The organism is Paenibacillus lutrae, from assembly GCF_009757775.1.
Taxonomy (GTDB): domain Bacteria; phylum Bacillota; class Bacilli; order Paenibacillales; family NBRC-103111; genus Paenibacillus_F; species Paenibacillus_F lutrae.
Map to the genome: position 1 here is coordinate 1 of NZ_RHLK01000001.1, position 13,860 is coordinate 13,860.

The 13,860-nt window shown below is 51.2% G+C and carries 15 protein-coding genes and 1 pseudogene; 4 read left to right on the plus strand and 12 right to left on the minus strand.

The annotated features are described in order from the left end of the window. Together EDM21_RS24780 and EDM21_RS00010 are read right to left on the minus strand one after the other, a co-directional pair. A pseudogene (locus tag EDM21_RS24780) lies at positions 1 to 271 on the minus strand (hypothetical protein); the annotation flags it as partial. A gap of 192 nt (positions 272 to 463) precedes the next feature. Beyond that, positions 464 to 1,780, minus strand: a complete 1,317-nt coding sequence (locus tag EDM21_RS00010) for a purine/pyrimidine permease (protein ID WP_157331715.1) — start codon at positions 1,778 to 1,780, stop codon at positions 464 to 466. Positions 1,781 to 2,309: 529 nt separating this feature from the next. Between EDM21_RS00010 and EDM21_RS00015 the strand changes: the two genes are divergently transcribed. After that, positions 2,310 to 3,488: a MalY/PatB family protein gene (locus tag EDM21_RS00015; RefSeq protein ID WP_157331717.1), complete on the plus strand. Its 1,179-nt coding sequence runs from the start codon at positions 2,310 to 2,312 to the stop codon at positions 3,486 to 3,488. Positions 3,489 to 3,695: 207 nt separating this feature from the next. Here the strand turns inward: EDM21_RS00015 and EDM21_RS00020 are convergent, their stop codons facing one another. Both EDM21_RS00020 and EDM21_RS00025 read right to left on the minus strand, forming a co-directional pair. Beyond that, complete coding sequence (locus EDM21_RS00020; protein ID WP_157331719.1) at positions 3,696 to 4,193, minus strand: SMI1/KNR4 family protein; 498 nt, start codon at positions 4,191 to 4,193, stop codon at positions 3,696 to 3,698. A 21-nt stretch (positions 4,194 to 4,214) separates the two neighbouring features. Then, positions 4,215 to 5,225: an HNH endonuclease signature motif containing protein gene (locus EDM21_RS00025; RefSeq protein WP_157331720.1), complete on the minus strand. Its 1,011-nt coding sequence runs from the start codon at positions 5,223 to 5,225 to the stop codon at positions 4,215 to 4,217. 241 nt (positions 5,226 to 5,466) lie between these two features. Between EDM21_RS00025 and EDM21_RS00030 the strand changes: the two genes are divergently transcribed. After that, entirely contained in the window at positions 5,467 to 6,450 is a 984-nt protein-coding gene (locus EDM21_RS00030; RefSeq protein WP_157331722.1) for a ketoacyl-ACP synthase III, read from the plus strand. A gap of 132 nt (positions 6,451 to 6,582) precedes the next feature. On the opposite strand, the gene EDM21_RS00035 is transcribed toward EDM21_RS00030, so the two are convergent. From EDM21_RS00035 to EDM21_RS00065, 7 genes are all read right to left on the minus strand, one after another. Beyond that, on the minus strand, positions 6,583 to 7,263 hold the full coding sequence (locus EDM21_RS00035; RefSeq protein WP_157331724.1) for a hypothetical protein: 681 nt from the start codon (positions 7,261 to 7,263) through the stop codon (positions 6,583 to 6,585). Then, positions 7,260 to 7,592: a hypothetical protein gene (locus tag EDM21_RS00040; protein WP_157331726.1), complete on the minus strand. Its 333-nt coding sequence runs from the start codon at positions 7,590 to 7,592 to the stop codon at positions 7,260 to 7,262. The genes EDM21_RS00035 and EDM21_RS00040 overlap by 4 nt, the downstream gene beginning before the upstream one ends. Positions 7,593 to 7,610: 18 nt before the next feature. Beyond that, a complete protein-coding gene (locus tag EDM21_RS00045; RefSeq protein ID WP_157331728.1) occupies positions 7,611 to 7,901 on the minus strand; it encodes a hypothetical protein in 291 nt (96 codons plus the stop codon). Positions 7,902 to 8,035: 134 nt separating this feature from the next. Further along, positions 8,036 to 9,172 carry a hypothetical protein gene (locus EDM21_RS00050; protein WP_157331730.1) on the minus strand — a complete coding sequence of 379 codons (1,137 nt, stop codon included), beginning with the start codon at positions 9,170 to 9,172 and terminating at the stop codon, positions 8,036 to 8,038. Further along, positions 9,078 to 9,965, minus strand: coding sequence for a glycosyltransferase family 2 protein (locus tag EDM21_RS00055; RefSeq protein WP_157331732.1), 888 nt, complete (start codon positions 9,963 to 9,965; stop codon positions 9,078 to 9,080). Before EDM21_RS00055 ends, EDM21_RS00050 begins: the two co-directional genes overlap by 95 nt. Before the next feature lie 118 nt (positions 9,966 to 10,083). Next, the gene (locus EDM21_RS00060; protein ID WP_157331734.1) at positions 10,084 to 10,692 is read right to left on the minus strand and encodes a DUF1796 family putative cysteine peptidase; all 609 of its coding nucleotides are present in this window, start codon (positions 10,690 to 10,692) and stop codon (positions 10,084 to 10,086) included. A 25-nt stretch (positions 10,693 to 10,717) separates the two neighbouring features. Next, on the minus strand, positions 10,718 to 11,347 hold the full coding sequence (locus EDM21_RS00065; RefSeq protein ID WP_157331736.1) for a DUF1796 family putative cysteine peptidase: 630 nt from the start codon (positions 11,345 to 11,347) through the stop codon (positions 10,718 to 10,720). 176 nt (positions 11,348 to 11,523) lie between these two features. Between EDM21_RS00065 and EDM21_RS00070 the strand changes: the two genes are divergently transcribed. Beyond that, a complete protein-coding gene (locus EDM21_RS00070) occupies positions 11,524 to 11,919 on the plus strand; it encodes a hypothetical protein (protein ID WP_157331738.1) in 396 nt (131 codons plus the stop codon). 107 nt (positions 11,920 to 12,026) lie between these two features. After that, positions 12,027 to 12,491, plus strand: a complete 465-nt coding sequence (locus tag EDM21_RS00075) for a hypothetical protein (RefSeq protein ID WP_157331740.1) — start codon at positions 12,027 to 12,029, stop codon at positions 12,489 to 12,491. 124 nt (positions 12,492 to 12,615) lie between these two features. On the opposite strand, the gene EDM21_RS00080 is transcribed toward EDM21_RS00075, so the two are convergent. Next, positions 12,616 to 13,848 carry a glycosyltransferase family 4 protein gene (locus tag EDM21_RS00080; protein WP_157331742.1) on the minus strand — a complete coding sequence of 411 codons (1,233 nt, stop codon included), beginning with the start codon at positions 13,846 to 13,848 and terminating at the stop codon, positions 12,616 to 12,618. Positions 13,849 to 13,860 lie beyond the last annotated feature (12 nt).

Consider the following 13,860-nt stretch of genomic DNA (forward strand, 5'->3'; position numbering starts at 1 on the left):
TATATTTGTCTCGAACCAGATCGTAGATGAAAGAGAAGTCGATGGCATTCTCGATTTTACGTACTAAATGATGCTTAGGGACTAACTCGTCCAAGGAATGAACGGAAACTTGAAAGCGACCTTCGTTTTTGCTCTTACTCAGCATTTTTACACCTCGGCTCACCGTCTTACTTACTAATTCGATAAAAAAGCCCGTAGACCCTGCTCCTTGCGGAACTTTGTCTACAGGCTGAAAGCAGGGGAATCTCTCCCCTGCTTTTTCTCGTGCCATTTCCAATTGACCCGAATGTTCTCCGCTCCTGCCTAGCTTAGATACGCTGGATGCCTCTGCCTTAACCTGCAAAGACATACGTTCCGAACCCGGTAACACGTTCCAACACGTTCCTCAGCGGCCAACCGGGCGCAAGTTGGGAATATCCGCCTGAAACGGCCGCAGAAACGAATCCATGGCACCCGGTCAAAATTAACGGGAACCGCTCGTTCCATCCTTGCCGCGCAAAGCAGCTTTTTCCCGGTAAATGAACAGCTGCTCCAGTACGATACAAACCAGCATCCCGAGCACCAAGCCGTTGTTGGCGATGGTGCGGATCAACCCCGGGAGGTGAGCGATCGCCTGGGCCGGAACGAACAGGCTGCCGATCCCGATCATCAGCGACACGCCGATGATAAAGAAATCACGGTCGCCGCCTTGGAGCGACTGATACTCACGAAGCGCCAGACCGATCATGGAAGCGAACGGTATGAAGATAACGGCGTAGCCCACCGGCATCGGCAGCGAAGTCAGCACCGCCGTAACCGGCGGAAAGAAACTGACCAGGGCGATACCCGCGGCTGCCAGAATAAACGGCAGCCGCTTCACAAGCCCCGTGGTCAGCATGAAGCCGGCGGTGCCGGATATCGGCACACAGCCCATGGCTGAGAATACACCGCCCAGTGCGGTCGATACGCCCATTATCAGGCTGGTGCGGTTGTAGTCGACAGGCGGCATGTCCGGCTGGCTCTTAGCTACAACTTTTTCAACGACGGCAATACTTGCAATCAGATTCGCCAGCAGCAGCAGACCGATAAGAATCGAGGTCGGAAGAACACCCGCATCCCACTGCGGCAGCCCCCACTCGAAGATCCCCGGGATATCAAATGCCGAAGGAGCCGGAAGAACCTCCGGCGCGATCCCGAGAGCGATAAAGAGCAGCCAGCCCGCTAGGAGTGAAATCAGCACGGAATAGTTGCGCAGAAACCCGAATCGGCTTCTAGGCAGCAGCATGGCGATCAGAAGCACCCCGAAGGCGGGAAGCGCCACCCGCACATCTACCTCGTCGGTCAAATATCCGATCCCGAACAGCCCTTTCATAAAGGAACCGCTGAGCTGCGCGACGAGAATGATCAGATACGTACCGGTCACAAGCGGCGTAAACAGTTTGCGGATCTTGCCGATCCAGCCCATGGCGCCAAGCAGCAGGAACAGTCCGCCCGTAATAAGCATGCCCATCTCCAGTTGACGAAGACCGTCGGACAGAGCGAGCGAGCCGGAAGCAATCAAACCGGCATAAACAACAAAAACACCCCACCATAAACCGGCCGGGCCTTCCATCATGGGCAGCTTGTGCCCGAATAAGGTTTGTAACAGAGCCGAGACCCCGATTAACAAGAAGGTGCGCTGCATGAAAGAGGCGATCTCCTCCGGTGGAAGGCCCAGCGCGTTCCCTACAGCGAGGGGTGCAACAAGGCTACCTGCCAGGATGAAAACCAGCCATTGTATTGTGGATAAGAATAACCTCATAGAAACAGACTCCTTGTCGATTCAGCACCAGAATAACCTCACATACCCGTGCAATACGCATACCATGTATTCTTAGTGTTTAAGATATGTTGCAAAAAACAATCATATCCCACCCTCATTAAGATTGGCAAGCTATAGAATCTCCCTTTTAACCCTCTTATATCCGCATTTTAACTTCGATACAATTTATTGCAACGTAGAACGTACAGCTCCTTGCTCTGGCAGCGGACGGTTCCCACAGGGATACGGATCAGGCAGTTCATACCGTGAAAAACTGCAAACATCTTGCAGGAAGGTTCATTTTGCGGCCATGTTGATACAAATGCGGTCCTACTTCTGTTTTCTCCGCTCTCCCCGGGCACTCCTGCACATCCGATTCCTCCCTGCTTGATTAGCAAGCGTTCTGCCACTACTATAAGGAGATGAGAACCCTCGGCTTCACCGGGCCCGTTCTTCAAGCACCACTTTACATATCCATGCATTTTCAAGGCCTATAGACGCTCTACACATCATTCAGGAGGAAACTGCTATGAACTTCCACATTCCAATTAACCGACTTAATTCCGCTTCGCTAAAATGGGATCGTACCGACGTTGTGTACGGCTCATCCGATATTCTGCCGCTGTGGGTAGCCGACATGGATTTCGCCGCGCCGCCTGCCGTGATCCGCGCTTTGCAGGAACGCGCCGAGCATGGCGTACTCGGCTATAGTTACATTACAGACTCCTACCTGGAAGCTATTGCAGGCTGGATGAGAACACGGCATAACTGGGACATCCGGCAGGACTGGATTCAGTTCTGTCCGGGCGTTGTGCCCGCACTGAGCTTGATGGTGGAGTGTTACACCAAGCCGGGCGATGCCGTTATGATCCAGACGCCGGTATACCCGCCTTTCTACCAGGTGGTCAAGAACCACGGGCGGCAGCTCGTACTGAACCCTCTTCATCTATCGGCTGAAGGGGACTACACCATGGATTTTGACCGGCTGGAGCAGGATCTTGACGCGCATCCGGTCAAAATGCTGATCCTGTGCAGCCCGCACAATCCGGTGGGCCGGGTCTGGACCCGGTCCGAGCTGGAGCGGCTGGCAGAGATTTGCACGAGCCGAGGCGTCATTGTCGTCTCCGACGAAATTCATGCGGACCTCGTGTTCGAAGCCGGAGCCCATACACCTTTTGCGGCCGTCTCCAAAGAAGCGGAGCAATGCTCCGTGATTTGTACTGCGCCGAGCAAGACGTTCAATATGGCCGGACTGAACACAGCCAACATGATCATCCCTAACCCCAAACTCCGCTCGGCTTTCCGCAAAGCGCTGCAGCGCTACTCGCTCGGATCCATCACGCCGACCGGACTCGCAGCAACCGAAGCGGCTTACAGAGAAGGCGGGGAATGGCTTGACGCTTTGCTCGAATACATTCAGGAAAATATGAAGTACGTCCGGCAGTATATTCAGCAGAACATCCCGGAACTTAAAGTCAACCAGCCGGAGGCCACTTATCTGTTGTGGATTGATTTCCGGCAGCTCGGTCTCAGCGGCGAAGAGCTGGCCCGTTTTCTGCTGGATGAAGCTAAACTTGCCTTGAACGCAGGAAATTCATTCGGGCAAGACGGGGAAGGATTCATGCGAATGAACGTAGGCTGTACCCGTCAGACTCTGGAGGAAGCCATGCAGCGGCTGGATCGGGCGGTTGCCCGGAGACGGGTGTAGGGTTAAAGAGCTCGGTTAATTTGGCGCGATACTAAGAGAAGCCGGATTTTATTCCTAACGAGTTTCTCTTAATCCGCACCGTAAAACAAATCCAAATCCAAATCCATTTCTTTTCTCCAGGAGAATGAACAGCAAAACCCTCTTAACATCCAAATGGATGCTAAGAGGGTTTTAACTTTAACTAATCCGTCTTCGTTTTAACTCTTCTTATTTCCATTCCCAGAATTTAGTCCCCTGACAGACAACTAATCTATCTAACCAAACGTCAAATCCATAATTAAAAAGTACAGAAGGGCTGGACAATGATTCCTCATGGTCTTGAAAGGATAAGTAGTTTCCTTCGTCTACCTTATTGGTGTCAATTACTAAGAAATCGCCAATATGAAAAGCGATCGGAACCAAGTGATCAGGAAACTGCAAGTATGGCAGGGTTAATAAATCGTTTATATTAAAAAACTCCCAAGACATTCCATAGTACTCATCATAAAATATCTTAGCTCCGTTTGTAATCAATAAAAATTGTTTATAGTCCTCAGGAAGAGTCCACTTTTTCTCATTACAAAGCGAAGTAATTTGTTGAATAGTTGCTGGTTCGTTAAACACGCATTTTGTATTATATAAATACCCGTCACTTGATTGGATTAATCTGTGCGTATCCTTATATAATTCTTTTAGGCCAGTTATAGTTTTATCTACTGATGCCATAATAACAAGCCTCCCTTGCTATTAATATAGTCTCCAAAAGGAAGTGTGAAACAGTTGATGATATTGTCGGGGCAAAGGAATTAAATTATAAGGGCTGTTTGTACCGCCATATTCCCTAGGAATGATATGATGAATATCATAGTCTTCCCAATTAAAAGCCGGTTTTCCATAATTGGTAACGTACCAAGCGATATAATCTCTTCTGTCGTTATTCGTCCAGTCTACTCTAAGGTGTGTGGGTACGGCATTCATATTACTGAAATTCGGCTCAGTTAGTCGTATGCCTGAGTGTGCGTCGGTATAACTAAAATAGGGTACAGCGCCACGATTATATAGGATCGTACTTGTATATCCTGTTTTGAAACCAACTGAACTACTACCTTCATAAATTATAGCACTATAATAGCCTCTCCAAAAGTACGTACTTGCTGTTATTGTAGTTGTCGTGGATTGTTTATAACGTATGTTTTGATAATTCGTAGCTAATGTAGAAAATGATCCAAATCGTGACGTACTAGCTTCTAGTGTATTTTTTATATTTAAATAATCAGCTTGCTTCCCTATATATCCATCATATGTAACTTTGTGTTGAATTATAGAGTTATTTACATTACTATACATTTCGTTCGTAATTACAACGCCATTCATTCCTGCTGTTGTTGCATTTGTCTGTGTTTTGAAATTATCTATAAATTCATCTAGGCTCATTGTATTGTTATTTGTATTGTTATATACAACTATTTGAGTTGTCTTAGATAATACATAAACATCCTGGATCACTGATTTTACTTTACTGTCTTCCAAGTATTTTTTCGCCTCTAAAAAGAATGGCTCTTTCGGTAAAGAATCTAGTTTCTTAATTAATCTTTCAGTAGATACATTAGGGTCATTACCTGAAATTACTGATTCTTGTAAATTCCTTTCTTTGCTACGAGAAGATTGTAAATCATTGGAGTCGGCCGCAAATACGTTAACGACTACTGAGAAACACAAAAACAGTGTCAATAAAACCGATGATAGAATTTTTTTCATAAAACACCTCAATAAGTATTTTTTTGTAAAATTATCAACAATATGTATACTACTTTATTTAATGATTTTTGTAAATGGACATTGTATAAATAAACGTGTATTGAAAGATGCTTTAGAACATGTCTATTCATGTTATAGATCATTGCTCTTTGACAAAGATGTACGGATGGTGTAAGTTTAAACTATAAAATTAGTACCAGATACTAATACTTGATACCAAAAAATCGTCGAGGTGATTACTATGGAATCGAAGGCCCGCATCTCAGCTATCGGCAGCTATGTCCCTGATAAAAGACTGACAAATCACGATCTGGAAAAAATGGTGGATACGAATGATGAATGGATCGTACAGCGTACCGGCATGCGGGAGCGGCGTATTGCCGCTCCAGGGGAATTCACCAGCCATATGTGTATCTCCGCTGTTCAGAACATGATGACGGAATACGGGGTGTCCGTAGACGATGTGGACCTGATTCTCACGGCGACGAACACACCGGATCTTCCTTTCCCGACCGTCTCCTGTCTCGTCCAGGCGCACTTCGGCATCCCTTCGACCGGAGCGCTTGACCTCAATGCAACCTGCGCCGGGTTCGTGTATGCGCTGCATACCGCCAACGCTTTCGTCACCGCCGGTCTCCACCGCAAAATTCTTGTGCTCGGAGCTGACCACATGTCGGCGATTACCGACTACACGGACCGGACTACGTGCATTCTGCTTGGTGACGGCGCGGGTGCCGCCCTGGTAGAAAGGGTCGCAGCCGAAGATGCGGGCGCGTTTATCGGGCATCATCTCGGATCGGACGGCAAAGGCGGTATTCACCTGTATCGCGCGGGACTGTCGGATACTTTAGAAGATAAACTGCTCGCCGGAGCGGGCAAGCTTGTCCAGAATGGACGAGAAGTGTATAAATTCGCAGTCGGAACCGTTCCCAAAGGGGTCCATGCCCTTCTGGAGTCCAGCGGTGTGGATTCCTCCGAAATCGACTGGTTTATCCCTCACAGCGCCAACCTGCGTATTATCGAATCTTTATGTGAGCGTGCCGGTATTCCAATGGACCGGACGCTCTACAGTCTTGAATATTACGGCAATACTTCTGCCGCAACAATTCCGCTGTCTATTCATATGGGTGTGCGGGAGGGCAAAATCAAGCCCGGCGACCTGCTCATGCTCTACGGGTTCGGCGGCGGCCTCGTGCACGGCGGATTGCTTGTCCGCTGGGGCTGAGCCTGCGGACGCCTCTGTGCCCGCGTGACCTGAGCGGGCATAGGCGCACACTTCAGCCATGCTGACCTGGCATGGCTGAAAGACGGCGGGCGCGGACTTGCCTAGCCGCACAAGCATCGGCGGGGGCTTTGGCTAAGCCCGCCGCCGGCGTTTCCCGCTGCTGCCTGCGCAGACGCCTCCTTGCAGCCACGGCGCTGCCGGCGTCTGCGAGGTATGGCGGCGCGGAGGCAGCAGCAGGTCGATTTTGCGCAGCAGCACGTAGTGGTACGCCGCAAGGCGAAGAAGCAGTGCTTCCGGCGGAAGCACTGCTTCTTCGCCTTTTGCGCGCGGGGCTGCTTGCTGCTGCCTGCCGCCGCTTGCGTTTCTTTCTACGGGGTTCTGACACTCTGCAGCGCTAATGCCGGCAGCCATGCGGTTTTTCCCCGCATCTGTCCCTGCCCGGCTGCCCCTCTTGGCTGCGTTAACTTGTGTTTCACGTACGTTTCCCGTTTTACTGGCGGCCGCTTCGCCGCTTGCTGCATTCCGCTCCTGCCGTTCCTGCCGCCTGCCGCCGCTTGCGCTCATCGAATGCTTCACTCGATGGGAGTTCTCCGGCCCAGCGGCATGATCCCGTTTCTGTGAAGTTTTCACAAATTTACGCTTCTGCTCCGATTGGAAATTCGCCCGTACGCTGTCGCTTCCCGCATCATGACGCTGCAGCGCAGGAACAGCCACTGCGGCACTTTCAAGCAGACGACTCAAAGCCCGCTGGCTTCGGGCGAGCGATTGAAGCATATCCAGTTTCCAGGCGGGGCATTCCCTCCATGCTGTCATCCCATTGCGCCTCCATCAAATCCTTGAAAATGGCCCATACCTCCGCCATTCTCATTGTCCGTTTCACCCACAAGTATCTGTAAGTGTCTGCCAAGCGCCAGCTCCATTTTGGTCATGGCATCGATCAGCTCCAGCAGACCTTCGTGTATTTCCAGCGGCTGCTGGACCTGCTCGGTATGGGAAGCAAAATGAGCGGCATTCAAATGATGCGTAATCCAGGCACGGGATTTCTCCGCTTCAGCCGCCTTGGATTCCAGGATGGATGCGATGCTCACCTGCATCTGCGCAGCGGACTGGAGGATTTGGATATAAGAACCTTCTCTGCTCATCCGTTTTCCCCGCCCCTCTTATTCGTTTTCGTCTTCTTCACTCAATTCTTTGACGGCCAATTGCAGATTGGTAGCGAGTGCCTCTTCCAGCTCCGCCAGCGAGGCCAAATAATTCGTCACGCTTTTCGTTACTCCCGCGGATTGGCTAAGCAGAGATTCGATCCCCTCAAAAGTCGGATGTTGATCCGGAATCTGGCCGATTAAACCCGACATATGTGCGCATACTTCACTTTTATAATGCAGAATCCTGGACAGCTCCAAATGGGAGCGCGCCATATGCCGAAGGATTGCGCTTTTTTCCTGTTCCATAATACGCCCCCTATGAGCAGCCTTTAATCTTTAATGTTTCAATTTCCCGGCCCCATCCTTCAACATATGCAGGATGCCGGATGCAGGTGTACCGTTGGCCGGCGCTCCGTAATCATAACCTTCCGCCGCAAAAGTCACCCGTTCTCCGCATACTCGCGTTTACGCCAGTTATCGGGATACAAGATCCGGCTGCCTTTCTTCTCCATAGCCAGACGAAGCCCCTCCAGATGCGAGCCGACAGAACTCCGGTCCACACTGGCATAAAGAGGTCTTCTCCCTCTTGCATGCTTCCTTTTGCCGCGGTTACCCACAGACGCCACCGCAAGACCTCCGAGCAGAGCTGCTGCATGCGCCTTGGCCGGATCAGACAAATGATCGCCGATCCTTTCAATTGCCTGCTTCGACATTGCATGAGGAACAGCTGTTAAACTATCCGCCAGCAAATCTCCTCGTCCCAGACTGTAGTTCACGAATTGTTTTACAATCTCTCTATCCTCTCTTAGATGAAACAGCGGCAGATCCGATGAGCTGTCCGACAGCGCAATGTCGATCCCGCTGTTTGTAAGCAGCACGAACGGGACAAAATCTTCCGCCTTCGAGGCGCAGCCCGTTTCGAGAACCAGGACAAGATCCGATTGTATCCCCCTGAATAATCCTCCATCCTCATTCCCGGCCGCTTCCAATAACTTGGCTCCAGGGGGAATGAGTGCACGAATTTCTTCACGGACAGGATGCGTTCCATCTTCCGGGACAAGAATCAGCTCATGCAGCGGGATACGGTTAAGTTCCCGGAGAAGTGCGGCGGTCTCTGCCGCCCCCGCCTCCTCTCTCAGCTTCACCACGGCTGCTATTGTTCGATGCGTCGGTAACGGAAGCCAGTTCTGATCAGGCAGCCCCCGCTCTTCACAGTAGCCGAGCGCAAAAGAAGCAGCCGCAGCCGCATAGTCTTCTCCCTGCAGCGTTGTTATTCCGAGCGTATTGGCATGGCGGCTCCATAGAACACTCATGTCCAGCTTATCATCAGCCAATCCGTCCGGATCAGGCCGAGCACCCCGCACCTCACTCAGCTGTACGGGGTATACACCAGCAAGCAGGCGTCCCAGGTGGTAACCGGAGGCGGCCCGTTCAGCCGGTGTAGATACCCGCCTCGTCCGCCCCCTCTGAATACCCTCCCGCCTAATCCCCGGGGTTCTCAGCGGTCGTGATTTCCTGCTGGAAGCTCTCCGCTGCTTCGGGCTCACGCTCCGTCTTTGTTTCGCAGGCCGTTTCATTCTCTCCCTCCTCCGCCGGTTCTACCGGCCGGGCCGGTAACGCTGCTGCTTCCAGCCAGTAATGAAGAGCTTCAAGATGATCCCCGACAATAAGATCTCCGACAGGGTCCCGTCCGGCTCCCTTGCGGCGCAGCGGATTCTTGGCTCCTACGGCAACATACTCGACAGCTTTCACAAGGAGTCCGCTGCGGACGGCAGCGGCGAGTGCTTTGGGAGGCACAGCGAGCACCTCCGTTCCAATCGCATCCAGAGCCCTGCGGCTCAAGGCGTGCGGAATGGTCGTCAGGGAGGTGCCCGACAAATCAGGCCGCTGCATAAAAGCGGTTAATGCGTGCTTGGCTAGAATAACCCGGTGTACAGCCGAACGCTTCGACGGACCGATATAAGTATTCATGGCCACATCAACCCCGCTTTCGACCGCATGTATAAACGCAGCCAGCTTGCCGGCAGGAATTACAATATCCCCGTCCGTAAACAGCACAATATCACCAAGCGCCGCCCTCGCTCCGACCGCTCTGCCGACATCGTGGCCCAGAGGATCGGCATAACTAATAATACGCGCACCCATTTTTTCCGCCAGCCGCCTGGAACCGTCTGTGGATCCGTTGATCACGACAATCACTTCTATGCTGGAATGGGCCCGGTAAGCTTCCCGGATCACGGCAGCAAGTCTGCGCCGTTCATTATACACGGGAATAATCACCGAAACTTTCGGAGACGGATCATTGATATAGCCTCGCTTGCTTGTAAAGTCATACCGCCGCTTCCGAAGGGCATTACGCCGTTTTTTCATCGCTATTCCCCCTGTCCTCTTACAGAGTCCCTGCTTCCTGTTATTACAGTATGGCTTTGGCACAGTCGGCGGGAGGGCTATCGGGGAATTACATAAAAACGGGCTGCACCGCACCGGACTAACGAACCTTGACATCTTGGAGCAGCGTTTCCCATGAAGCGGGATTCAAACTGTAACATTGTACGGCGCATATTTTCTCCAGCGGCCAATCCAATTCTTCAATGACGTCATAATTCACATGATTAATAATGAGAACCCGGTAATCGTAACTAATCGACTTGTTCAGTACGCGTTCCAGTTCCTGCGCTTCCTCAAACGAGGCATCCGTCCTTACAAACAGCAGGTTTCGGCCATGCATCATATAATGCAGAGTCCGGTATATCCGCCGGTCGAGCTTAGCTCTGTATTCCGGATATGAACTCAGATTGAAAATCGTATTGTGCCTCTCCGGAAAATCGTGTCCTGCGATCAGCCGGTATTTTTTATCCATAACCAGAAAATTACCCCCTGCATAATCCATCCCGATCGCTTTCAGATTAGGGAGCTGCATAAAACCCGCGAATCTGTTCTCAAGCACTTTGTTGACATCTGTCAGCTCCGAGACCATCCAGTCAAATACACCTGAGAAAGGCCGCAAATTGAGTTTTCTCAATTGAAGCGAAGGCGTACAGTTCTCACCCAAACTAAAAATCGCATCATACGTTCCCGGAATTCCGCTTAATTTCATATCCGCTCACTCCTCTCTTGCCTGCTTATCGTGCATGAATGTCCGTAAAGAGAGCTTCCCACCACTTGTCGCTGTTAAAATTCCAGATATCCGCGTAAGGAACCTGGACGGCGCATGTACGGGGCAGCGGCCAGTCTAATTCGACGATCCCCTGCACCTGTTCATATTCAACCAGCAGGATTTTGAAATCGTGAGTGACAAGTCCGCTCAGCACCTGCTCCAGCTCCGCTGTTTCCTCATAAGTTCCGTGCATACGGATGAATAAAATCTGCTGATCTTCCTTTAGTTTTTTCAAAAACCGGTTAATGCGGCGGTCCAGCTTCTCTTTAAACTCCCTATAGGTGTAGAGCTGCTGCGGCGAATTCCTCGTAACCGGAAAATCATGAACGGATATTACCTGATAAGCGGAATCTTGTACCTGATAATTAGGTTGCATCGTATCCGCCTCGACGACGCTCATATTGTGAAGCGCCATAAATCCGTCGAACTGCCTGCTGAGCAGCCGGTTTACGTCCGTAAGAGAATCGGAAATCATCCAGTCCAGTACGCCGGCGGAAGAACGTAATCCGTGCTTCTCCATTTGAATGGCCGGCAGGCAATTCTGTCCCAGGCTGAACACGGAGTCATAAGTACCCGCTAAATCTTTTAAACGCATCGAACTCCCTCCTTTAACATCCTGTTGTATACAATGCTCGAACCGGTTCTTCAGTTTGGACCCCCGTCCTTGCCGCCAAAAATAAACGCGTACATCCAGTCCCTCGAACGATCCCGGCATACTTTATTAATAAGGATGTGTGAACTGATCCATCCGGAAACACGGAGGTGAGAGACATGTATAAATACTACCAGAAGGTGGAAATAGCTCCGCATACTCATGCGCTGCCTCTCCTTGCAGGAGAGCATGAAATATACTTATGTCCCCTATATTTGTATCAGATTACGCCGGGCAGCCGGATTATCCTTAAAGCAAGCATCGCCTGGAGCAATACGGTCCTCTCTGATATCGGAGAATTGGAGATCAAGATAAGGCGGGACCACCCGTCCGGAGAAGTTCTGGAAAGCAGTGAAGATTCACGCTTTCGTACCGGCACAGCCAAGATTGAAGGAGAAGACAGAGGAGGCTCGGCCGAAATAGCCCTGTATTACCTGACTGTCCGTTCCCCGGGAAGCAAAGCACGGGTCGAAGGCCCCATTGTGTTCGAAGGATTTGTCCTGGATGAGGAATGAATACCTGTAAATGTATGTTTTCCTCCGGTTACTTGTCCGTGACGAAACATCAGAAAAATGAATTTACTAATCCTGTAAGAACAAATTACCTGAAGGGGATGACAAACATGGCGACTGTTTTGGACTATCAGACTAATGATGCTCTAATAGGCGGGGGCTCCCTACCTTTTCCGTTAACGAACCCTCTGCTGGGAGGAACTGAGGTTGGGATTGCAACGATCAATTTAACGCCTGCGGATACGACTAATCTGCTCAGGTTCGAAGGAACCATCGGCTGGGCACCGGATCTTCTTCTCCTTACTCCGCTGCTTCCGATCCTGCAAGTAAGAATCCGTGTCGGCAGCCCAACGGGAACGGTTATTTACGAAGTCGACGATTCTGCCCTTATTGGAACCGGCGTACTAACAACCATCACAGATAACCTCATGACCGTTTCCTTCCAGCATACGCTGCCGGCTACCTCTGTTCCGGCCGGTTCACAGCCTTACTTCCTGACCGTTTCTCTGCGCGGACTTGGGAGCGCCTCGATTCGCGGACCTGTTCATTTCGGGGCATTCGTTATCGCACCGTAACATCATCTTCCCAAACGGCAGACGGGATCTTTCCCGTCTGCCGTTTTCATTTCTCCAACCGAGCCTTAACCCGCACACAAAAAGCCGCACGATGCAGTCGTGCGGCTTCCATCCAAAAGCTTTTTTAAAAACGGCCACGACTTCGGCCAGCGGTTAAATACGCCTTCATGAAGTGCTCCGTCATCCGGTCCAAAGACCACCGCTCGCAGCCCGAAAGACGGGCCGCCTCCCCCATCTTCAGACGAAGCGCATCGTCCTCCAGAAGAAGCTCCAGATGGCAGGCCAGTGTGCCGGTGTCACCAACTGCAGACACGAAACCCGTCTCGCCGTGAACCACCATCTCCGGAAGACCGCCGGCACTTGAGACGACAGCCGGCTTGCCTGCCGCCTGCGCTTCCATCACGGCAAAAGGCTGATTGTCCTGGACGCTCGGATGTACGAAAATATCCGAAATTTGAAGCACGGCCGGCACATCGTCCCGGTACCCGAAGAATAAGATATCTTCCGCTAGCCCTGCCGCCCGGGTCTGGGCAACCAGTTCATCGCGTTTGTCGCCGTCCCCGATCAACCAGCACACCCAGTCGCTGCGCCTTTGTTTCAGCGCAGCGAGCGCTTCAATTAAAAAATGAATCCCTTTTATCGATTCAAGACGGGCCGGACAGACAATTACCTTTTTGTCCGGGGGATGAAGCAGGGAAGTTCCGGCAGCAAGTTTCTGGTGGAACGAGTACAAATCCAATCCGTAAGGGGAGACTTCAATATGTTCCGGCGAGACTCCGTATTCTTGCGTCAACACATTTTTCAGCCAGTGAGTAGACGTCACCACCTTATCCGCCGCCATCGCCCCATGGTACTCGAGCGCCCGGTAGTAGCAATGGGCAAGCGGTCTCTCAAGCGCGGAATCACGCCGGCCGTCTTCGTCCAGTAAAATTTTGATTTCTCTCGCAAGAGATCCGTGAATACTTGTAACTAAACCGGTGGCTGCCGGCCTTACCCGGTTGAGCGCAATGGCGGCGAGAACATCCTGCGCGTGGATAACATCATACTGTGCCAGACCAAATGAGGCAGCGGCCAGTTCCATGCAATACCGGTCGATTTCCACCCTGTGTACAAGCTCATCCCTGTAAAGCACAGGCAGATTATAACGATTCAGTTTCGCTTGTATTAAATGAAGAAGATCCTCTTTAGCTACTTTACGATCTGTCCCGTATAAATAATAGACAGGTTCGTCCGCACCGTTCCCCATAATATCCACGCGGTGGCCCCAATTCTCCAGCCTGCTTTTGAGCTGCAGCATAAAAGGCCAGACCCCGCCGACATGCGGAATGGGCCAGTAGGTCACCAGCAAAATATTCATTCGCTCTCCCCC